The sequence below is a fragment of the Pseudomonas sp. B21-051 genome (assembly GCF_024748795.1).
Classification (GTDB): domain Bacteria; phylum Pseudomonadota; class Gammaproteobacteria; order Pseudomonadales; family Pseudomonadaceae; genus Aquipseudomonas; species Aquipseudomonas putida_A.
Window position 1 is genome coordinate 4,157,866 of record NZ_CP087166.1, and the last position, 20,898, is coordinate 4,178,763.

23 protein-coding genes and 1 pseudogene are annotated in these 20,898 nt (G+C 60.7%); 10 read left to right on the forward strand and 14 right to left on the reverse strand.

Features of this window, described 5'->3' with window-relative positions; translation table 11 throughout:
• A complete protein-coding gene (locus tag LOY52_RS18570) occupies positions 1–483 on the forward strand; it encodes a transcription elongation factor GreAB (RefSeq protein ID WP_258675548.1) in 483 nt (160 codons plus the stop codon).
• A gap of 9 nt (positions 484–492) precedes the next feature.
• On the opposite strand, the gene cysB is transcribed toward LOY52_RS18570, so the two are convergent.
• The 5 genes from cysB to LOY52_RS18595 form a co-directional block, all read right to left on the reverse strand.
• Complete coding sequence (cysB, locus tag LOY52_RS18575; protein ID WP_007908591.1) at positions 493–1,467, reverse strand: HTH-type transcriptional regulator CysB; 975 nt, start codon at positions 1,465–1,467, stop codon at positions 493–495.
• A gap of 113 nt (positions 1,468–1,580) precedes the next feature.
• A complete protein-coding gene (locus LOY52_RS18580; RefSeq protein ID WP_123587438.1) occupies positions 1,581–2,084 on the reverse strand; it encodes a universal stress protein in 504 nt (167 codons plus the stop codon).
• 99 nt (positions 2,085–2,183) lie between these two features.
• On the reverse strand, positions 2,184–3,089 hold the full coding sequence (locus LOY52_RS18585) for a 5'-nucleotidase (protein WP_027613454.1): 906 nt from the start codon (positions 3,087–3,089) through the stop codon (positions 2,184–2,186).
• Between the two features lie 28 nt (positions 3,090–3,117).
• On the reverse strand, positions 3,118–4,074 hold the full coding sequence (locus tag LOY52_RS18590) for a putative 2-dehydropantoate 2-reductase (protein ID WP_258675549.1): 957 nt from the start codon (positions 4,072–4,074) through the stop codon (positions 3,118–3,120).
• Positions 4,075–4,461 carry a co-chaperone YbbN gene (locus tag LOY52_RS18595; RefSeq protein WP_258675550.1) on the reverse strand — a complete coding sequence of 129 codons (387 nt, stop codon included), beginning with the start codon at positions 4,459–4,461 and terminating at the stop codon, positions 4,075–4,077.
• Here LOY52_RS18595 and LOY52_RS18600 point away from each other — a divergent pair.
• Positions 4,460–4,903, forward strand: a complete 444-nt coding sequence (locus LOY52_RS18600; RefSeq protein WP_258675551.1) for a PilZ domain-containing protein — start codon at positions 4,460–4,462, stop codon at positions 4,901–4,903. The two genes, LOY52_RS18595 and LOY52_RS18600, sit on opposite strands and share 2 nt — an antisense overlap.
• Positions 4,904–5,032: 129 nt before the next feature.
• A complete protein-coding gene (locus LOY52_RS18605) occupies positions 5,033–6,109 on the forward strand; it encodes a 3-deoxy-7-phosphoheptulonate synthase (protein WP_008079929.1) in 1,077 nt (358 codons plus the stop codon).
• 60 nt (positions 6,110–6,169) lie between these two features.
• Here LOY52_RS18605 and LOY52_RS18610 read toward each other — a convergent pair whose 3' ends face one another.
• The gene (locus tag LOY52_RS18610) at positions 6,170–6,451 is read right to left on the reverse strand and encodes a GNAT family N-acetyltransferase (protein ID WP_003226804.1); all 282 of its coding nucleotides are present in this window, start codon (positions 6,449–6,451) and stop codon (positions 6,170–6,172) included.
• 635 nt (positions 6,452–7,086) lie between these two features.
• Here LOY52_RS18610 and oprI point away from each other — a divergent pair.
• Positions 7,087–7,338, forward strand: coding sequence for an outer membrane lipoprotei OprI (oprI, locus tag LOY52_RS18615; protein ID WP_003199355.1), 252 nt, complete (start codon positions 7,087–7,089; stop codon positions 7,336–7,338).
• A gap of 123 nt (positions 7,339–7,461) precedes the next feature.
• On the opposite strand, the gene LOY52_RS18620 is transcribed toward oprI, so the two are convergent.
• The 3 genes from LOY52_RS18620 to LOY52_RS18630 form a co-directional block, all read right to left on the reverse strand.
• Positions 7,462–8,433: a L,D-transpeptidase family protein gene (locus tag LOY52_RS18620; RefSeq protein WP_258675552.1), complete on the reverse strand. Its 972-nt coding sequence runs from the start codon at positions 8,431–8,433 to the stop codon at positions 7,462–7,464.
• A 136-nt stretch (positions 8,434–8,569) separates the two neighbouring features.
• Entirely contained in the window at positions 8,570–8,863 is a 294-nt protein-coding gene (locus LOY52_RS18625) for a hypothetical protein (RefSeq protein WP_003226812.1), read from the reverse strand.
• Between the two features lie 57 nt (positions 8,864–8,920).
• Positions 8,921–9,526 (reverse strand): arylesterase, encoded by a 606-nt coding sequence (locus LOY52_RS18630; RefSeq protein ID WP_007964780.1) that lies wholly within the window; start codon positions 9,524–9,526, stop codon positions 8,921–8,923.
• 10 nt (positions 9,527–9,536) lie between these two features.
• On the opposite strand from LOY52_RS18630, the gene LOY52_RS18635 reads away from it, so the two are divergent.
• From LOY52_RS18635 to greB, 3 genes are read left to right on the forward strand one after another with little or no spacing between them, the layout of a single operon-like run.
• Positions 9,537–10,220, forward strand: a complete 684-nt coding sequence (locus LOY52_RS18635; protein WP_003226816.1) for an ABC transporter ATP-binding protein — start codon at positions 9,537–9,539, stop codon at positions 10,218–10,220.
• Positions 10,220–12,724 (forward strand): ABC transporter permease, encoded by a 2,505-nt coding sequence (locus LOY52_RS18640; protein ID WP_258675553.1) that lies wholly within the window; start codon positions 10,220–10,222, stop codon positions 12,722–12,724. The genes LOY52_RS18635 and LOY52_RS18640 overlap by 1 nt, the downstream gene beginning before the upstream one ends.
• Positions 12,725–12,758: 34 nt before the next feature.
• Complete coding sequence (gene greB, locus LOY52_RS18645; RefSeq protein WP_258675554.1) at positions 12,759–13,256, forward strand: transcription elongation factor GreB; 498 nt, start codon at positions 12,759–12,761, stop codon at positions 13,254–13,256.
• Positions 13,257–13,261: 5 nt separating this feature from the next.
• On the opposite strand, the gene LOY52_RS18650 is transcribed toward greB, so the two are convergent.
• From LOY52_RS18650 to LOY52_RS18660, 3 genes and pseudogenes are all read right to left on the reverse strand, one after another.
• Complete coding sequence (locus tag LOY52_RS18650) at positions 13,262–13,570, reverse strand: class I SAM-dependent methyltransferase (RefSeq protein WP_258675555.1); 309 nt, start codon at positions 13,568–13,570, stop codon at positions 13,262–13,264.
• 249 nt (positions 13,571–13,819) lie between these two features.
• Positions 13,820–14,254, reverse strand: coding sequence for a DoxX family protein (locus LOY52_RS18655; protein WP_007964771.1), 435 nt, complete (start codon positions 14,252–14,254; stop codon positions 13,820–13,822).
• A 108-nt stretch (positions 14,255–14,362) separates the two neighbouring features.
• A pseudogene (locus LOY52_RS18660) lies at positions 14,363–15,783 on the reverse strand (transglycosylase SLT domain-containing protein).
• Positions 15,784–16,018: 235 nt separating this feature from the next.
• Between LOY52_RS18660 and LOY52_RS18665 the strand changes: the two are divergent.
• From LOY52_RS18665 to LOY52_RS18675, 3 genes are all read left to right on the forward strand, one after another.
• Positions 16,019–16,825: a TatD family hydrolase gene (locus LOY52_RS18665; protein WP_258675556.1), complete on the forward strand. Its 807-nt coding sequence runs from the start codon at positions 16,019–16,021 to the stop codon at positions 16,823–16,825.
• 211 nt (positions 16,826–17,036) lie between these two features.
• Positions 17,037–18,518, forward strand: a complete 1,482-nt coding sequence (locus LOY52_RS18670; RefSeq protein ID WP_258675557.1) for a methyl-accepting chemotaxis protein — start codon at positions 17,037–17,039, stop codon at positions 18,516–18,518.
• Positions 18,519–18,702: 184 nt separating this feature from the next.
• The gene (locus tag LOY52_RS18675; protein ID WP_047295495.1) at positions 18,703–19,068 is read left to right on the forward strand and encodes an Mpo1-like protein; all 366 of its coding nucleotides are present in this window, start codon (positions 18,703–18,705) and stop codon (positions 19,066–19,068) included.
• Positions 19,069–19,073: 5 nt separating this feature from the next.
• Here LOY52_RS18675 and LOY52_RS18680 read toward each other — a convergent pair whose 3' ends face one another.
• Both LOY52_RS18680 and LOY52_RS18685 read right to left on the reverse strand, forming a co-directional pair.
• Positions 19,074–19,868, reverse strand: a complete 795-nt coding sequence (locus tag LOY52_RS18680) for an acyl-CoA thioesterase II (protein ID WP_258675558.1) — start codon at positions 19,866–19,868, stop codon at positions 19,074–19,076.
• A 218-nt stretch (positions 19,869–20,086) separates the two neighbouring features.
• Positions 20,087–20,854, reverse strand: a complete 768-nt coding sequence (locus LOY52_RS18685) for a CHAD domain-containing protein (protein WP_258675559.1) — start codon at positions 20,852–20,854, stop codon at positions 20,087–20,089.
• Positions 20,855–20,898 lie beyond the last annotated feature (44 nt).

Here is a 20,898-nt window from a genome sequence, read left to right on the forward strand (position 1 = left end):
ATGAACAAACACACCGTCCACCAACTGATCCTCGACAAACTGCGCGTCGACCTCGACATCGCCGAACGCGCCGCGCAGACCGCTTACGAAACCGCGACCCACGAAGAGAACATCGCCGAGAACAAGTACGACACCCTCGGACTTGAGGCATCCTATCTGGCAGCGGGTCAGGCGAAACGGGTCGAGGAAATCCGTCAGTCACTGGCGCTGTGCCAGAACCTGACGCTGCGCGCCTACGACGAAAACCGTGGCATCGAGATCGGTGCCCTGCTCGGTCTGGAGGACGAAAAAGGTCACGAGCAATGGCTGTTTCTGGCACCGGATGCGGCAGGCCTGAAAGTCGATGTGGTGGGTCAGCCGATTACCGTCATCACCCCGCGCTCGCCGCTGGGCAAAAGCCTGCTGGGCAAGTTCGAAGGCGATGAGGTGGAGATTCTGGTGGCGGGCACCCGGCAACAGTTCGCTGTCACCGAGGTGCTTTGAGGCAGGGTCTTAGTGGACCGGCAGTTCGACGCCGTCGAACAGTTCTTCCAGTTCCTGCTTGTTGTGGCACTGGATGGCTTTGGCCATCACTTCGCGGGTCAGGTGCGGGGCGAACTTCTCGATGAAGTCGCACATGAAACCACGCAGGAAGGTACCGCGACGGAAACCGATCTTGGTGATGCTCGACTCGAACAGTTCACTGGCATCCAGCACCACCAGGTCGTTATCGAGTTTGGTGTCGACCGCCATCTTGGCGACGATACCGACACCCAGACCCAGACGCACGTAGGTTTTGATCACGTCGGCGTCGGCCGCGGTAAACACCACTTTCGGCGTCAGGCCACGATGGCTGAAGGCTTCATCGAGTTTCGAACGGCCGGTGAAACCGAACACGTAAGTCACGATCGGGTATTCGGCCAGCGCTTCGAGGGTCAGCTTCGGCAGCTTGGTCAGCGGGTGGCCCTGGGGCACGACCACACAGCGATTCCAGCGATAGCACGGCATCATCACCAGATCACCGAACAGTTCCAGCGCTTCGGTGGCGATGGCGAAATCGACGGTGCCGTCAGCGGCCATCTCGGCGATCTGCATTGGCGAACCCTGGTGCATGTGCAGCGCCACGTCCGGGTATTGCTTGATGAAATTGCTGATCACCGGCGGCAGTGCATAACGCGCCTGGGTGTGGGTGGTGGCAATCGACAGGGTGCCTTTTTTCTCGTTGGAGAATTCCTGGGCAATCTGCTTGATGCTTTCAACCTTGCGCAGGATTTCGCCCGCGGTGGTGATGATGCGCTCGCCGGCCGGGGTGACGCGGGTCAGGTGCTTGCCGCTGCGGGCAAACACTTCAACGCCAAGTTCGTCTTCCAGCAGGCGGATCTGTTTACTGATACCCGGTTGCGAGGTGTAAAGGCTTTGGGCGGTAGCGGAAACGTTGAGGTCGTGGTGCGCCACTTCCCAGATGTAGCGCAATTGTTGAAGCTTCATATGTATCCCTCAAAGCAGGTAGACGCCACGGGCATCAGCGACGGTATATAACTATATTAATGGTTTGATGAATAAATCTAGAACTTTTTTATCAAAACGCCATTATTCCCGCTTCAGCGATCCTCCCGGCGCCGGCGCTCCACCAACGGCACCAGATAAACCGGCACCTTGGCCAATTGCAGGACCCGGGTCGCCGTGCGCCCCAAAGGCGTTTCCGCTCCTACGCCGTGGCTGTGAGTGCCTACGATCAGCAAATCCACAGAGAGTTTCTGCACCTGGTCGAGAATCACCTGCGCCGGATCACCCTGCACCACCCGAACCGCGCAAATCCGCTGCAGATCCTGCTCACCCTCGTCGCCCAGCTCTTCGCGAAAACTGTCCAGCACCCGTTGCTCGATATTGGCGATGACAGTTTTCAGACCCTGACTGTGAAATTCGTTCAATGCCTGTTCGTCGAGATAACTCTGCAACACCGATTCGGCAAACAGGCCCATGGGTTCCACTGCATGCACCACATACAAGTCGGCATTGAATGTCCGCGCCAGTGCCAGGGCATGCTGCATCACTAAAGGTGCGTACAGACCGAGGTCAGTGGCATACAGCATCGAACGAATCATATGACCTCCTCGCGTGCCAACTATGGCGGAGATTTGATTCAGCTTAGCAGTGCCTTGGCGAGTACGACGTGCGACGCAACGTCTTGAAGCACTGGGGCTTTAGATCGACGGTTCGTTGCTGATGCCATGCGGTACGTGACCGGTGGCGACCACTTCGCGGGCGGCCTCGCAGTGGCCGGTCTGATCGTCGAAGAACACATCGGCAGCGAAGGCTTCGAGAAACGCCGACTTGGTCAGCCCGCCGAGAAACAGCGACTCGTCGAGGCGAATATCCCACTCGCGCAAGGTGCGGATCACCCGCTCATGGGCCGGCGCCGAACGCGCGGTGACCAGCGCTGTGCGGATCGGGCAGTCGTCCTCGGGGAACTCGCGTTGCAGCGCATTGAGCGCCGCCAGAAAGCCCTTGAACGGCCCACCGCGCAAGGGCTCGCGCGCCGACTCACGTTCCTTGGCCTGAAACGCCAGCAGCCCACCGGCCTGATAAACGCGCTCGGATTCGTCGGAGAACAACACCGCGTCGCCGTCGAAGGCGATGCGCAACTCATCACTGGCGGCACGACTGGCCCCGCCGGAGAGAATCGTCGCCGCGGCAAACCCGGCGTCCAGCGCGGCGCGTACGTCTTCGGCATGCGTCGACAGAAACAAGTCACAGCCAAACGCTTTGAGATAGGGATACGGACTGCGTCCGCCGACGAAGGCCGCCCGCGAGATGTCCAGCCCATAATGATCGATCGAGTTGAACGCGCGCAGCCCGGTGTCGGCGCTGTTGCGCGAGACCAGAATCACTTCGACCCGGGCGCGGTCGAGGCGACTGTTGAGGCTCAGGAGTTTTTCCACCAGCGGGAACGCATCGCCGGGCGCGAGAATTTCGTCTTCGTGTTCGATCTGGTATTGCCGATAGGCTTCGACGCCGCTCGCCAGGTAGACCTTGTGACTCTCGCTCAGGTCGAACAGGGCGCGAGACGAGATCGCCAGCACCAGTTTGTCATCGATGTTCTTGGCCATGCCTTCCCCCACTCCCCAGAAAACCGACTCAGGTATTGCGCCGGTCGATGAAACTCAATGTGCGATACAGCGCTTCGATCCGTGGCAACTCACATCCTGCCGCTTTGGCTGCGGCCAATGGCCGGGCGTAAATCGCTTCCAGCTCCAGCGGCCGTTTATGCAGGAAATCGTGGTACATGCTCGGCCAATAGTCAGGCATTTTCTCGGTCATCATGAACAGGTACTCGGCGTAACCGGGCGGTATATCGTGACCACAGGCCTTGGCGCCCTGCACCACTTCGGCCATCAACGCCTGGATCAGCGCGCGACTGTCAGCGTCAGCCATCAGCGGCGTAGTGCCGGCACCGAGTAACACCGAGAGACCGTTGTAGGGAATATTCCACACCAGTTTCTGCCAGCGTGCCTGTTGCAAATTGGGCATCGCCTGCGAATCGATACCGGCGGCGCGGAACAGACCGGCGCCCTCCTCGACCAGTGCCGTGCGCGCCGTTTCATCCGCCGCCGGGCCACTGTGATAACCGACATTCACCGCACCCAAGGCCTGATGAGTGATTTGCCCGGGACCTTCGCGATGCACGCAGATCAGGCACAGACCACCGAGTAGGTGCAGGGAAGCGGGCAGTAACTCGCGCAGGCTGTCTTCGACGTCCAGACCATTTTGCAGCACCAGCACTTTCGCGCCGGGCCTGGCCGCGGCAATGATCGCCGGGGCCAGACCGGCGCTGCTGGTGGTCTTGGCGCCGACCAGCAACCAGTCGCAAGCCGGCATGTCCTCGGCCTTCGCATAGGCCTGCACCGGGTTCAGCGTCAGGGTGCCATGCACGGCACTGTCCACCTGCAAACCACGTTCGGCCACCGCCGAGAATTCACTGCGCAGTAAAAAGCGCACATCGAAACCGGCCCGCGCCAGCATCAGACCGTAAAACCCGCCAATTGCGCCGGTGCCGATAATCCCGATCACCGGCTTGCTGTCTGCTCCCACCATCTATGGCAACTCCTCTGCATTTCGACCCAGCGCCTGCGCCACTGCCGCGTTCAGCGCAGCGGCGGTCAGGCGCGTGTGCAATGCCCCAAAGAACTCGCCGTCGCGCACCACAAACAGCGCCGGCAAATGAAAGACCTGATAGCGCTCCACCAACCCGCCGTTGTTGCCGGCATCGATCCAGCACAGGCGGTCCACCGCCAGCTCGAACCCGGGCAACACCTCTCTGGCATAGCGGCAGCTGGAACAGCCGACACTGGTGAAAATCACCAGCGAAACGCCGCTCATCGCCAGCAGCCGCTGGTCGGCGTCGAAATCGGTCAGCTCGGATTCGACCACTATACTGGGGGAAACAATGTCAAATGGCCGACACAGGGAGTCTGTGCTCATGGGACGTTTCATTCCTCATCCGGACGAAGTGCCGGTTGAATTAACCTTGCTCAAGCCCGAGTGTATTTCCAGGCAACAGCTGCACACTATCAGCCTCGGCGGGATCGCTTGCAATTATCACCGCGCCTGGCGCCACGGCACGGCGCTGCAAGTGCGCATGCCGACACTCAATGCCGACATCTGTTATCCAGGCTATGTCGCATGGTGTCTGCGGCGCAAAAAGGGCTATCTGCTGGGGATCGCGTTCACCGATGAGCAGACGCTGTTCAGCGCCCGAATGGGCGAACAGGTGTGCCAGATCGAACGTTATTGCCGCATGAACGAGGCCCACGACGATCTGCAGGATATTCAGGCGCTGGCCCTGCAATGGGTCGAACAACACGCCGACGAGTTCTCGCACGACAGCGTGCGCAAGGCTTTTGCCCAGCCAGTGCTGGATTAAAGCGGCGTTTGCCCATTGTCGAGCCGCGTCTGACGCGCTAAGGTTCGGCTCCCCGACGCGCTTAAATCTGCTGTGCTCCGCCGCGCGGGGATCGCTGGCGGCCGGCACCCGTGACCTGACGAGTAAACGATGGCTGATTTACCGATCAACGACCTAAACGTCGCCTCTAACGAGACCCTGATCACTCCCGATCAGCTCAAGCGTGATATCCCTCTGAGCGATGCTGCGCTGCGCACCGTCACCAAGGGCCGCGAAGTCATTCGCAACATTCTTGATGGCACCGACCACCGTCTGTTCGTAGTGATCGGCCCGTGCTCGATCCACGATATCAAGGCTGCCCACGAATACGCCGATCGCCTCAAGGTGCTGGCGGAGGAAGTCTCCGACACCCTGTATCTGGTCATGCGTGTGTATTTCGAGAAGCCACGGACCACCGTCGGCTGGAAAGGCCTGATCAACGATCCGTACCTGGATGACTCGTTCAAGATTCAGGACGGCCTGCACATCGGTCGCCAGTTGCTGCTGGACCTGGCCGAGAAAGGCCTGCCAACCGCCACCGAAGCGCTCGACCCGATCTCCCCACAGTATCTGCAGGATCTGATCAGCTGGTCGGCCATCGGCGCGCGTACCACCGAATCCCAGACCCACCGTGAAATGGCTTCCGGTCTGTCCTCGGCTGTCGGCTTCAAGAACGGTACCGACGGCGGCCTGACCGTGGCGATCAACGCCCTGCAGTCGGTTTCCAGCCCGCACCGTTTCCTCGGTATCAACCAGGAAGGTGGCGTGTCGATCGTCACCACCAAGGGCAACGCCTACGGTCACGTGGTGCTGCGTGGCGGCAACGGCAAGCCGAACTACGATTCGGTCAGCGTCGCCCTGTGCGAGCAGGCGCTGAACAAGGCGAAGATCAAACCGAACATCATGGTCGATTGCAGCCACGCCAACTCCAACAAGGACCCGGCCCTGCAACCGCTGGTGATGGAGAATGTCGCCAACCAGATCCTCGAAGGCAACCAGTCGATCATCGGCCTGATGGTCGAAAGTCATCTGAACTGGGGCTGCCAGGCGATCCCGAAAGACCTCGCCGACCTGCAATACGGCGTGTCGATCACCGATGCCTGCATCGACTGGTCTGCCACCGAGAACACCCTGCGCAGCATGCACGCCAAGCTCAAGGATGTTCTGCCGAAACGTCAGCGCAACTGATCAGCGTTTCACGGGCATAAAAAAACGCCGGGCATTGCCCGGCGTTTTTGTGTGTGCGATTCAGATCTTGGCGGCGCGGCGCTGATGACGTTCCATGTAGCGTTCGACGTAGGAGCACGACGGGATCACCGTGTAGCCCATTTCTTCGGCGTACTGCAGCGCGCTTTCGGTCAGCGCGGCTGCAATGCCTCGACCGCGCAGGGCGTTGGGCACGAAGGTACGATAGATATCCAGGGTCTGTTTCCCCAGATCCATATAGGTCAGGTAGGCACGATGACCGTCCACATTGGTCTCGAACTGATGACCAGCCTGGTCATGGTGGATGGACAACGCCTCGCTCATCACTACTCCTCGCGGGTCTTGAATTCTGACCCCTACCTTACCGATGTTTTTCCGGCGAAGGAACATCTACGCCACCCCGTGCCTGATGGACACCGAGAAAAACCACACCGATCTCGCGCAACCGAGCACGTGATAAATAGTAGGCACCATTGGCGAAAATGCTCAAGGTGCGCTCGTCATCATGCTCGTAGACCGGGTGACTCCGATGGACGCAGCGGCAGGCGCAGGGAAGATCTTCCCGAAGCGCTCACCGGAACATTGCCGAATGTCGAGACTTAAGACGCGGGTGCTTCTTTAAAGTCACCTCAAGAGCGACAAAGATATGTGAGGCGTCATGCAAAATCGGAACAAAAGTGTAGACGAATTCATCTAGGCAGACTTGGTGCAAGACGCAGAAACTGCATCAGGCAACGGGAACTTTTTCTCATTAACACGCTCAAGCCGGGGCTTGCAGCTGGATACTTTTTATACAGCCCGGTTAAAAGTTGCTCGAAAAAGAATCAACGCCTACAATTTTTTTTGCTTCTTGCGTTAGGTCAGTTTACTTACTACAAGTAATGGGTAGTATGTACGCCGGCTATTTCCTCAATCGGAGGAGAAAGCCACTTAATTGAAAGTCCTTGAAGGGGAACACGATGAACAACGTTCTGAAATTCTCTGCTCTGGCTCTGGCCGCAGTTCTGGCTACCGGTTGCAGCAGCGCATCGAAAGAAACCGAAGCACGTCTGACCGCTACTGAAGACGCAGCTGCTCGCTCCCAGGCTCGTGCAGACGAAGCTTACCGTAAAGCTGATGAAGCTCTGGCTGCTGCTCAAAAAGCACAACAGACTGCTGACGAAGCTAACGAGCGTGCTCTGCGCATGCTGGACAAAGCTAGCCGCAAGTAATAATCCCTCGGGATTGTTATCAAGCCGACCCATTTTTTGGGTCGGCTTTTTTATTGCCGGTGCTTTCCCCGGGCAATAAAAAAACCCGCCGACGCTTCACGCATCGGCGGGTTCGGATCGACCTTACTGCTGCAGGTCGATCGGTGTGCTCGAAACCATCGGCGCTGCCGCCCCCGGCGTACCGATTTCGGTAGGCAAGCCGTCTTCAGCCGCGACTACATCGCGCACCACGTCCCAGTTCACCCGAACGTTATTGGCAATATCCTCACGCTTGAGCATCGCATTGATCACCGCAGTGTGCTTGTCGACCACCGACGGGTTGCCCTTGTCATCGATCGGCGTGTGCGCCTCGAGATACACCTTGCCACCACTGCGACCGAACTTGTACGCGTCGTTGAGAATGCGCACGGAAGTACCGACCGGCACCATGCTGGCCATTTCCAGCACGTTGTTGTTGAACATGCGGAAGCAACCGTGGCTGGTGCGCATGCCGATGCCGAACTTCTTGTTCGAACCGTGGATCAGGTAGCCCGGCGTGCCCAAGGTGAACTTGAACGGGCCCAGCGGGTTGTCCGGACCGGCCGGCACCACGTTCGGCAGCGGATCACCGTCGGCGGCGTGCTCGGCCTTGATCGACGCCGGAGGGGTCCAGGTCGGGTTCGGCGTCTTGGCAGTGATCGAGGTGTGCGCGATTGGCGACCCCCAACCTTCACGCCCGATCCCCAGCGGGAAGGTGTACACCACGTTCCGGCCTTTCGGGAAATAGTAGAGGCGGTATTCAGCAAGGTTGATCACGATGCCTTCACGCGGACCCGGCGGCAGAATGAACCGGGTCGGCAGGACGATTTCGGTACCGGCGCCCGGCAGCCAGGCATCGACGCCCGGGTTGGCCGCAACCATCTCCGAATAGCCCAGGTCGTATTGGGTTCCCAAGTCAGCGAAGGTGTCTTCGTACTTGGCCTTGATCACCTGCACCTGGCCGATGATGTCCTCACCGGGTGGTGGCAGGGGAAACTCCAATGCAGCAACGGGACCGGCCACACACAGGGCGGCAAGTGACAGGCAGCGGGTGACGGCAGGAAAGCGCGGCAACATCCGGAAAATCCTTCGCATGATCAACAAGGGTATAAGAGCGCGATTGTACACCGCACCTCGAGAATTCGGGGAGATGCGCCGATGGGCAGCCAGAAGTCTTCATGTAGGAGCTGCCGCAGGCTGCGATCTTTTGATCTTAAAGCTCGAAACGCAACTCAGGCCAGATCGGCGAGGTGCCGCGCTTCTGCGACTCAAGGATCGCCCGGCACAACGAACACAGACGCTGATCCTGGAATACCCGGCGATCCACACTCGACCACCGCGGTTGCGCCGGCAGCAGGCTGCCACACAACGTCCGGTCTGCCGAGCCACCGAGTTCGAGCTGACGGGTCACCAGATGCACCCGCACTTCCTGGCAGGCGAACAGATCCAGCTGTTCGTCAGGCTCGATCAGTTGGTAGGCAAACAGGGACCAGGCAGGACGCGGCATCGGGGGCTCCAAATAAGGGGGCGCCACATTAGCCGAAAGCCTGCCGCTAGAAAAGCCTCATAACAGCGGTTTTAGCGTCGGCCAGACATTTTCCAGCAACTTGCCCTGAGCCCCGGCTGCCGGGTGCAGACCATCAGCCTGCATCAGTTCGGGATGCCCGCCTACGCCGTCGAGGAAAAACGGCACCAGCGGGATCTTTTTATCGTCGGCGAGTTTGCCGTAGACCTCGGCGAAGGCATCGGTGTAACGCTTGCCGTAGTTGGGCGGCAATTGCATGCCCAGCAGCAGCACCTTGGCGCCGCTCTGACGCGAGCTGTCGATCATCGCCGCAAGGTTTTGTTGCAATTGCGTTGGCGGCATTCCGCGCAGGCCATCATTGCCCCCAAGCTCGAGGATCACCAGTTCCGGCTTGTGCTCTGCAAGCAGCGCCGGCAGGCGCGCCTGGCCTCCGGCACTGGTGTCGCCGCTGATCGAGGCATTGACCACTTTGTCGTCAAAACCCTCCTGCTTGAGCCGTTGCTCGAGCAGCGATACCCACCCCAGGCGGGTATCCAGTCCGAAACCCGCGCTGATACTATCGCCAACGATCAGGACAGTACCCGCCGCTGCGTTCTGGGCCATGCACATCAAGGCCAGGCCAGCACTCAAAAACCAAACACGCATCGGATTCTCCATGGGCGCAAGCATTCTCACCGCGAAGAACCTCAGCAAAGTGGTTCCCAGCGCGGAAGGTGAACTGACTATCCTGCACGAACTCAGCCTGGAACTGAACCAGGGCGACAGCCTGGCCATCGTCGGCGCGTCCGGTTCCGGCAAATCCACCCTGCTCGGCCTGCTCGCCGGCCTCGATTTGCCAAGCAGCGGCGAGGTCATCCTCGCGGGGCAATCCCTGGGCAATCTCGACGAAGACCAGCGCGCGCGCATCCGCGCCGAACACGTGGGTTTCGTCTTTCAGTCCTTCCAGTTGCTCGACAGCCTCAACGCCCTGGAAAACGTCATGCTGCCGCTGGAACTCGATGGCCGCAAAGACGCCCGTGAGCGCGCCACTGAATTGCTGCAAAGGGTCGGCCTCGGCCAGCGCCTGACGCACTCGCCGCGCCAGCTCTCCGGCGGCGAACAACAGCGCGTGGCGATTGCCCGGGCCTTCGCTGCCGAGCCGGACGTGCTGTTCGCCGACGAACCCACCGGCAACCTCGACAGCCACACCGGCGAGCGCATCAGCGACTTGCTGTTCGAATTGAACAAGGAACGCGGCACCACCCTGGTGCTGGTGACCCACGACGAACGCCTGGCCCATCGCTGCCGGCGCCTGATCCGACTTGAAGCCGGGCTGCTGGTCGCCCCTCTGGAGCCTTGATGGCACGTCTGCCGCTGTTGCGTCTGTTCAGTCTCGCGCTACGTCAACTCATGCGCGATGCCCGCGCCGGCGAATTGCGCGTGTTGTTTTTTGCCTTGGTCGTGGCGGTTGCGGCGAGTACCGCCATCGGCTATTTCGGCGCCCGCCTCAACGGTGCGATGATGCTGCGCGCCACCGAGTTCCTTGGCGCCGACCTGGTGCTTGAGGGCAGCTCGCCGGCCCGCGACGAACAGATTCGCAGCGGCACCGAGCTGCGCTTGAATCATGCGCAGGTGGTGGAATTTTCCAGCGTCATTGCCACCGATAACGGCATTCAGTTATCGAGCATCAAAGCCGTCGACCGCGCCTATCCACTGCGCGGCGAGCTGAAAAGTGCCCCGGCTCCGTTTGCCGCTGAAACCTCGGGCGGCGAGCCGCAACCCGGTGAAGCATGGGTTGAAGCTCGTCTGCTGACTGCGCTGGATCTGAAGATCGGCGACAGCATCGACGTCGGCATGAAAACCCTGAAGCTGACCCGCGTGCTGACCTACGAACCGGATCGCGCCGGCAACTTCTACAGCCTCACGCCTCGGGTGATGATCAACCTCGACGACCTCGCCGCTACCGGCGTGGTGCAACCCGGCAGCCGCGTGAGTTATCGCGAACTGTGGCGTGGTGAACCGCAGGCACTGGAAACCTATCGACAACTGATCAAACCCGGCTTGGCCGCCAATCAGCGCATTCAGGATGCGCGCGACGGTAACCGGCAGATTGGCGGTGCACTGGGCAAGGCTGAGCGTTATCTGAACATGGCCAGTCTGGTCGCGGTGCTGTTGGCCGGTGTGGCCGTGGCACTGTCGGCCAACCGCTTCGCCAGTCGCCGTTTCGATGCCAGTGCCTTGCTGCGCTGCCTCGGTTTGTCGCGTCGGGAAACCATGCTGTTGTTCAGCATTCAACTGACCGTACTCGGTCTATTCGCTGCCCTCAGTGGCGCGGTGCTCGGCTGGCTGGCGCAGTTGGGACTGTTCGCTCTGCTGCATGATCTGTTGCCCGCCGATGTGCCACCGGGCGGCCTGTTTCCGGCGTTCGCCGGGATCGGCACCGGGCTGGTAGCGCTGGCCGGCTTCGCCCTGCCACCGCTTGCCGCGCTGGGTCGGGTGCCACCGTTGCGGGTACTGCGCCGCGACATGCTGCCGATTCCGTCGAGCACCTGGATGGTTTATGGCGCGGCGCTGGGCGCACTCGGGCTGATCATGTGGCGCCTGAGTCTGGATCTGCTGCTGACCTTCGCCCTGCTGGGCGGTGGCGTGGTCGCTGCGCTGGTGCTGGGTGGCTTGCTGCTGTTGTTGCTCAACAGCTTGCGACGGATGCTCGCCCGTGCGCCGCTGCCGTGGCGCCTCGGCCTGGGGCAACTGCTGCGTCATCCACTGGCCGCTGCCGGTCAGGCGCTGGCGTTCGGCTTGATCCTGCTGTCGATGGCGTTGATCGCCCTGCTGCGTGGCGAGCTGCTCGACACCTGGCAAAACCAGTTACCGAAAAACGCCCCCAACTACTTCGCCCTGAACATTCTGCCGGCGGACAAACAGGCCTTCACCGATCATTTGATCAAGGTGTCCGCACAAGCGGCGCCGCTGTACCCGGTGGTGCCGGGACGGCTGATCAGCATCAACGGCGAACCGGTGCAGCAAATCGTCAGCAAGGATTCGGCCGGTGACCGCGCGGTACAGCGTGACCTGAGCCTGACCTGGGCGGCCGACCTCCCGGCCGGCAACAAGCTCACCGCCGGTTCGTGGTGGACCGGGCAACCCTCGGATGACGTACCGGGCGTGTCGGTGGAAGGCAAAGTCGCCGAAAGCCTCAAGCTCAAACTCGGCGATCACATGGTGTTCAGCGTGGGCGGGGTCAATCGTGAAGCCAAGGTCACCAGCCTGCGCGAGATCAACTGGGACAACTTCCAGCCGAACTTCTTCATGATCTTCCAGCCCGGCACCCTGAAGGATCTGCCGGCGACTTACCTGACCAGTTTCTATCTGGCACCCGGTCACGATCAGCAGATCGTCGAGCTGTCACGGGCATTCCCGGCGGTGACCATCCTGCAGGTCGAAGCTCTGCTCGAACAGCTGCGCAGCATCCTCGCCCAGGTCACCCTGGCGGTGGAATACGTGTTGTTGTTTGTGTTGGCGGCGGGGATGGCCGTGCTGTTCTCCGGCTTGCAGGCAACGCTGGATGAACGCATTCGCCAAGGCGCGCTATTGCGTGCGCTTGGCGCGCAACGGCAGTTGCTGATCAAGGCGCGGCGCATCGAGTTCGGCTTGCTCGGTGCGGTCAGCGGCTTGCTGGCGGCCATCGGTTCGGAAGTCGTGAGTCTGGTGTTGTATCGCTTTGCCTTCGATCTGCCATGGCATCCGCATCCATGGCTGCTGATGCTGCCGTTGATTGGCGCCGCACTGATTGGCGGTGCCGGCGTGTTCGGCACGCGTCGGGCATTGAATGCGAGTCCGCTGACAGTCTTGCGCGAGGGTTGATAGACTCCAGCCTTCGTCACCACAAGAAGTTGCCATGAGCCGTTATCGCCCTCCCCGCACCGCCGGCACCGCGCTGATCACCCCTGAAGGTGAAGCGCGGATGCGCGCCGAATTCCATGAGCTGTGGCATGTGCGCCGCCCGCAGGTGACGCAAGCGGTCAGCGAAGCAGCGGCGCAGGGCGATCGTTCGGAAAACGCCGAGTACACCTACGGCAAGAAAATGCTGCGCGAGATCGACAGCCGCGTGCGTTTTCTCACCAAGCGTCTCGAAGCACTGAAGATCGTCAGCGAAAAACCCAGCGATCCGAACAAGGTCTACTTCGGCGCCTGGGTCACCATCGAAGACGAAGACGGCAAGCAATCGCGCTACCGCATCGTCGGCCCGGATGAACTGGATCTGAAACTCGGTCTGATCAGCATCGACTCACCGCTGGCACGCGCCTTGATCGGCAAGGCGCTGGACGCCGAAGTCCGGGTACAGACGCCAACCGGTGAGCAGTTTGTCTATATCGTGGCGATCGAATATCCCTGAGCATTTCAGCGGCGGGTGATCAAACCCTGCCGCGCAACGCGGGTCAAATGCTTGATCATTTCCGGAGCGTCTTCAGCGCTCGGTGCCTGAATCACCGCCAGGTCAAAACTGTCACTGGCAAACCGCGCCAGCGACTCGCCATCTTCAACGAACTGGATCAGGAACGCGGCAGGACCGCCGCTGCGACGTGGCCAGCCATCGAGATAACGCAACAGCGTCGGCTGATGTTTGCCGCCAAGCAGGATTTTCGGGTTGCGCTGGGTGATATGTGCCGTGATCGGCGCGGGACGTGCTGGAGGGCGTAGTGCATTCATCGTGTCGTGTCTCTGCCTCAAAAGTCTGCATGGCAGGTGAGAGGCAACACCGAACCAGCGCTTTAGCGGTATTTCGAAGCCCTGTTCCGGCTTCTGACGGCAACTGTCTGAGTCACCTGGCGCCCCGCAAGTAGCTGTTTAAATCGGCGCATGAGCAACATCCTAGATAACGTGACCAATGAGTGTCAAGAATCGGCCGCAACAAAAAAGGCCCGCACAATGCGGGCCTTTTTGCTTGATCCAGAGCGCTCAACCGGCGATGGCGCGGTCCACCGACAGCTTGCCGGCGCCTTCGATCATCACCGCGAGGCTGCCACCGAGCAGCGCCAGGGCAAACTCGTAACCGTTGTTGGCCATGAACAGACCGTTGCTGATGTGTACGGTGAAGATCGCCACCAGCGACAGGAAGGTCAAACCCAAGGCTGCCGGGCGCACCAGCAGGCCGATGATCAGCGCCAGACCAGCGAAGAACTCGGTACCGCCGGCCAGCGTGGCCATCAGGTAACCCGGGTGCAAGCCGATGCTGTCCATGTATTGCGCAGTGCCCGCCAGACCATAACCACCAAACAGACCAAACAGCTTTTGCGAACCGTGGGCGGCGAAGATCACGCCGACCGCGATGCGCAGAATGGTCAGGCCATAACCGGCGCGGGTGAACAGAACCTTGTTGATCAGAGAGCTCATGGGGCATTCCTTGTTTTGCGAGAAGTGTGTTGGGATTGGCCGCTATATTAATCAGTTAAATTCATGTTAAAAGCGCAATTATTCCGCCATAACAATCAAATTATTAGATCATTTCCGTGAGGCGACTTTCTGTCCCCGGGGCTCCAGTGACTCCCGCTCCCGGTCGAACGCCAGGTAATACTTGTTCACGCTATTAACATAGCTGACGGGGCCCATACCCACCTGCTCCATGGCGATGCGCTCGACCTGAAAGAACCACTGGTTCGGATTCAGCCCGCGCCGCCGTGCCTCGGCGCGCATGCCCTGCACCCGCTCCGGGCCGATATTGTAGGCCGCCAGGGTGAACGCCATGCGCTCGCGCTCATTGAGTTTCGGACTGTTGAAAAACTTGCGGCGGATCATCGCCAGGTACTTGGCCCCGGCCTGCACATTCGCATCGAGATTCTGGATGTTGCTCACCCCGACCCGCTGCGCCGCGGACGGGGTAATCTGCATCAACCCGGTCGGGCCACTGCCGCTGCGGGCGCTGGGTTGCAGGGCTGACTCCTTGAAGGCCAGCGCCGCCAGATTCAGCCAGTCCATGCTTTGCGCGTCGGCGTGTTTTTGCAGGGTCGGGCGCAGTTTCTCCAGACGCTGGCGGTCAGCCTTGGCCAGCGGATAGTGCACTTGGTAGAGCCGTCGATAGATCCGCAGAAACTCTGCGTCCTCGTTCACCGGCTTCTTGTAGCCGCCCAGAAAGCGATCGATGCTCGCCCGCAACATCGAGGCATCGCGGCGCACGAACCAGTATTCCTCACCCGGCTCGCTGATCATCAACTGCCGGTCGAAACGCAGCTTGGGCAGGATCTTGCCCCAACGTTCGGCGATCGGTTGCTCAACGATGGTCAGGTGGAAAATTCCGCCCTGCACCATCTCCAGCACGTCTTCGACCGCCAGTGTCGGGTCGACCCATTCGATTTTGATCGGCGCCAGTTTATGCAACGCCAGTTTCTGATTGAGCTGGCTGACCGCCTCCCCCGCCGCACTGCCGGTGGGCAAGGCCAGGGTCTTGCCGGAAAGCTGCTCGACCTTGGTGTAACGGCGCTCGCCTTTGATGCCGACCAGCACCAGCGGCACGTTGCTGGCGATCGGCTCACTGCTGGCCACCGCGTGGCCGGGTTGCAGATCGAGCAGCTCACCGGGCGCGACCAGATCACCTTCACCACGCTGCAACGCGCCGAGCAGCTGATCCTTGGCTTTGGAATGATCTTGAGGGTAATTTCCTGGCCGTCACGGGCGTGGCCATTGAGGTATTGCTCGAAGGCGCGCAGGCGATGGTATTCGATGCCGATGGCCTGGCCCTGGACTTCACCGGAACTGTTGCGGCTCTGGTTGACCAACACTCGCAACACGCGACTGCTGCGAATTTCCGACAGGTCGCGGACCTTGGCGGCCGGCACGGCTTGCAGGGGCCCGGGCAGACGCGCAACCGCCGTTATCGGCAGCAGCAGCGACGCGCACAACAGGAGCAAAACCGAGGGACGATGCATCCACTCTCCGGAAAGAATACGGGGCGATTTCACCGCTGAACGGTCGAAATCACCGACGAAAACAGAGCGCCTGGAGCGCTGGCAAAGTGCGAGAGACTGGCACAGTGATGGCTTTTCTGCCAACCCGGGCTGCGTCGCGGCATCAAAAGACAGCTATAACTCGTTGTAGTTCTTGGCTTTTCTTATAAATCTACAGCTCTGGTATGCTTTCCGGCCTTCGGCCCGAGGTAGAACCATGCAACTCATCGATATCGGCGTCAACCTGACCAACCCCAGTTTCGCCGAAAAACATCAGGCCGTGCTCGACCGCGCCTACGCTGCAGGGGTCTGCCAACTGGTGCTGACCGGCACCAGCGTCGAGAGTAGCGAGCAGGCGCTGGAGCTCTGCCGGCAACTGGATCAAAGCGGCCAGCGGCTGTTTGCCACCGCTGGCATTCACCCGCATTCGGCCAGTGACTGGAACGCTGACAGCGCGCGTCGTTTGCGCAGTCTGCTGCACGAGCCAAACGTGCTCGCCGTGGGCGAATGCGGGCTGGATTTCAACCGTGATTTCTCGCCGCGCCCGCAACAGGAAAAAGTCCTCGAAGAACATCTGGCGCTGGCGGTAGAACTGCAGTTGCCGGTGTTCCTGCATGAGCGGGATGCCAGTCAGCGTCTGCTGGAAATCCTCAGGGACTTCCGCGATCAACTGCCCGCCGCCGTGGTGCACTGCTTTACCGGCGAGCAAAAAGCCCTGTTCAGTTACCTCGATCTGGACCTGCACATCGGCATCACCGGCTGGATCTGCGACGAGCGCCGGGGCACGCATCTGCACCCGCTGGTCAAGGAGATCAAGCGCGGACGCCTGATGCTCGAAAGCGACGCGCCGTATCTGCTGCCGCGCACCTTGCGCCCAAAACCGAAGAACGGCCGCAATGAGCCGGCGTATCTGACCGAGGTGCTGCGCGAAGTGGCACTGCATCGCGGCGAGACCGAGGAAGATCTGGCGGCGCATACCACGGCGTGTGCCCGGGCGTTCTTCAACCTCCCCGCCCTTCCCTGACACACCAGAATCCCCCTGTGGGAGCGAGCCTGCTCGCGAAAGCGGTGGTTCAGATGTCAATGATGTTGGCCGACACGCCCTCTTCGCGAGCAGGCTCGCTCCCACAGGGGGGCGATGTGTTCTTTTGATATGTATCAAGATCTTCAGATCTGCATGGCGGCACAATGCTGGCACCTTGCCAAAACTGTTTCCGCTATCAGAGAAGACCTCCATGGGTGCCTGGCTTAGCAATATCTCGCTGAAATACAAATTCTGGGCGGTCAATGCGGTCGCTTTCGTCACCACCCTGCTGCTGGTGTTGTACGCCGTGCAACTTGAGCAGCAGGCCCGCAGTCACGCGTCGAAAACCTCCGCGCAAGCCCAGGCGCAATTGCTCAAGGCGTGGCCGGCCGGGCAGGCGCTGCCCAAGGCCGATCAAGTGCTGACCTTCAAACGCGGTGAAGCGCCGCGCATCAACGATCAACCCGTGCTGGAGATCGGCGACAGCAACGGCTGGAACGAGATCAATCATCTGCCGCTGTTCGGCAACAACCCGCTGCTGGGCGCTGAAGTGTTCAGTCGTGCCGACGGCGAGCAAGTCGCGGTCATCGCCTATGCCCCAAGTCTGGCGCAAGTGTTCAGTGAACGCTTTGCCAATTACGCCGTAGCGGTATTCATCCTGATGCTGGCGATGCTCGGCGCTTCGCAACTGCTGATCCGCTTCCTGCTCAGTCAGCTCAACACCTTGAAAGACGTGATGCTGCATGTCGAGAAGAGCGGTGATCTCTCGGCCCGCGTGCCGCTGGCCTGCAAGGACGAAGTCGGGCAAATGGCCAATGCGTTCAACGCGATGCAGGCCGGTTATCAGCGCGTGGTCACCACCGTCGCCAACACGGCGCGGCAACTCGACGTCGGCGCTGCGCGTCTGGCGGCGAGCATGAACGAAGTGCGCCACGGCATGCTCGGTCAACAGAGCGAGACCGATCAGGCCGCCACCGCAATCAATGAAATGACCGCCACGGTTTATCACATCGCCCAGCACGCCGGCGCCACCCGTGACCTGTCGCAGACCGCCGATGGTCTCGCGGGCAGCGGCCAGCAAGTGGTCAGCCGCGTGCAGCAGTCGATTGCCGGACTCTCCAGCGGTGTGCAGCAGACCGCCGAGATGATTCAGCGCCTGGCCGAGGACAGCCAGAAGATCAACGGTGTGGTCAGCGTGATCCACAGCATCGCCGAGCAAACCAACCTGCTGGCGCTGAACGCCGCCATCGAAGCGGCGCGTGCCGGCGAGATGGGCCGCGGTTTTGCGGTGGTCGCCGACGAGGTGCGCAATCTCGCCAAGCGCGTGCAGACCTCCACCGATGAAATCACCACCATGGTCTCGGCGCTGCAGGCCGGCACCCGCGATGCGGTGGACTTCATGCAGGAGAGTTCGTACAAGGCCGACGACTGCGTGCAGCAGGCGCAGGAGGCGGGCGAGGCGCTGGCGGAAATCACTGGCGCGGTGGCGCAGATGCGCGAGAGCAACACGCAGATTGCGGTGGCGGCGGAGCAGCAGAGTCAGGTGGCCGAGGAGATGAATCGGGCGGTGGTAAGCATTCGTGATGTGACCGAAAACACCGTGCAGCAGACGGTGGATTCGGCGACCACCAGTAATGAACTGGCGACGTTGGCCGGGGAGCTGAGCAAGGCAATCGGGCAGTTGAAGCTCTGAAGATCAAAAGATCGCAGCCTTCGGCAGCTCCTACAGTTGTAGTCATTTCAAGGAGCTGCCGAAGGCTGCGATGTTTTTTTGTCCATCATTACTATGATGCCAATAGCCAACCTTGATTCGCCGCCCTATCCGCCCCGGCCTATTCTTCAAGCATGTGTTCAACATGGATCGAGGAGTAGCCAACATGGGCAAACGTCACCCCAATCTTCCCGCGTGGCAATGGCGCGCGTACCCGAACAATCACCAGCACCCGACCAATCTGGTGTTGCACCTGATTGCCGTGCCGCTGTTCATCGTTGCATTTCTGCTGATCGTGTCCGGGGTGTTCAGCCTGAGCCTTGCGAGTGTCGCCATCGGTGTGATCGGTATTGTCGCGGCGCTGGGTTTGCAGCGGCACGGCCACAGCCTGGAGGCGCAAGCCTCCGAGCCGTTCAGTGATCGTAAAGATGCCGTGTCACGCTTACTGGTCGAGCAGTTCCTGACCTTTCCGCGGTTCTTTCTCAGTGGCGGCTGGTGGCGCGCCTGGCGGGAGCGCCACCGTCGGCACTGAGTGACTCAGGCAAAAATCGTCACGGTCTGGCGACTCATGGCGATCAACTCTCCCTCCGCGCTCCACAACTTGGCGGCGACATGGCCGTAGCCGTCGGCGGCGTATTCGATGTCTGCCAGGTATTTGCACCAGTCCAGGGTGCTCAACTCGCGTAACGGCTGCACGAATTCAATAGTCCAGGTCAGCGTGCTGCCCGGTGCCGGTTTCTTCAGGTACGGCAACAAGGCCGGTGGCCACGCATCCACCAGCGCCAGCAGATGCGCCTCATTGACCGGCTCTTCCTTCACATCGCCACGCAAACGCACCCAGCCGCCCATCTGTCGCGACTTGTTGCCGGTGAACGGCATGCCGCCAACGCTCCAGCGCATCGCCAGGTGACGCATGAACTCCGGGGTCACGCCCTTGATGTAGGGCAACTCCTGGCATTCCTCCCAGTGTTTCATTTCGACTGCAGGATAGGCGGCAACGGCCACTTCCGAAGGACGCGAAGCGCCAAAGCTGCCCTGCACGATCGTCACCACCTGACCGTTCTGCACAGCCCGGCCCAGCACTTGGCTGACCGCTTTGCCTTCGCGCAACACATTGACTTCGAAGCTCACCGGGACTTCCGGTTCGACCGGGCCGACAAAGGTGATCGCCAACGAACGCACCGGGCGCTCCGCCGGCACTTTCGCGCACATGGTTTCGTATTGCAGCGCCGCGACCAGGCCACCAAAACTGGCCCGACCCTGACCCCACTCGGCGGGAATGGTCACTTCTGGCTGGCGACGAACCGCCTCGATCAGATCGGAAAAGCGCATGACAACCTCGGCAAGCGAAAAAAGGAATGCAGCGATCTTAACCAGCATGGCAGAGCGCCGCAGCGTCTATTCCGGTCAAATGGACTGACAGAAAGGCCTTACTCCGATTTCCCATGCAAAGAAAAACCCCTGTAGGAGCTGCCGCAGGCTGCGATCTTTGTTTTTGAAAATCAAAAGATCGCAGCCTTCGGCAGCTCCTACAGGGGTCTGAGGCGTATTCAGGATTTGAAGCAGCTTGAACTGAGTTTATCCAGCACCCGATCGGCCTTGGCTTCAGCCTTGATCAGGCCCTCCTGCCACGTCGCGACGCACGGTTGCAGATCGCTTTCCAGTTCGGCCCGCGCCAGCCACTGCCAGCAATCGTGCCAGTCACCCAGCGCGCCCTGCGCCGACTTCAGCCGCGCCAGCGCCGGCTCAGGCAGGCGATCAAGTTCCGGATAGGCTTCGATGCCATACCGCACGCGCTTGATCAGCAAGCGCAGACGATGGCGGTCGTGTGCCGGATCGTGCAGGGCCTCGTCGAGTTTTTTCCATTGTTTGTGCAGGCGTTTTTCGATGCGTTTGCCCAGGCCCTTGAGCAGGCCCTGGCGCTCGGAGGCACGCAAAAATCGCGGGAAGGCATCGAGGATGATCAGCAGCGAAGCCACTTCGGCACTCGCCGCCAACGTCGGATAGGCCTCAGCCATCTGCGCCAGGCGCCGTTGCGCAGCGTGTGGTTGATCATGCTTGAGCAGATACGACGCCAGCACCTCGCGATCGCGCCATGGCGTGGTCAACTGACCGACCGCCGAGGCGGCACCTTCCAGTTGCTCGACTCCGGGCAAACCACGCAAGGGTCGCAACAGGCTGCGCAAGCGCCGCACCGTGGTGCGCAAGTCATGCAGCGCCTCGGGGTCGGTACGCGCGGTCAGTCGCGCCTGACAGGCCAGCAGCCGCACTTCCAGGCTCAGGACATGAGCCACCAACCGATCCACCAACGCAGACATCGCTTGCTCCTGATTCACATGGCTTGAAGGATGAGTCTGCCGTC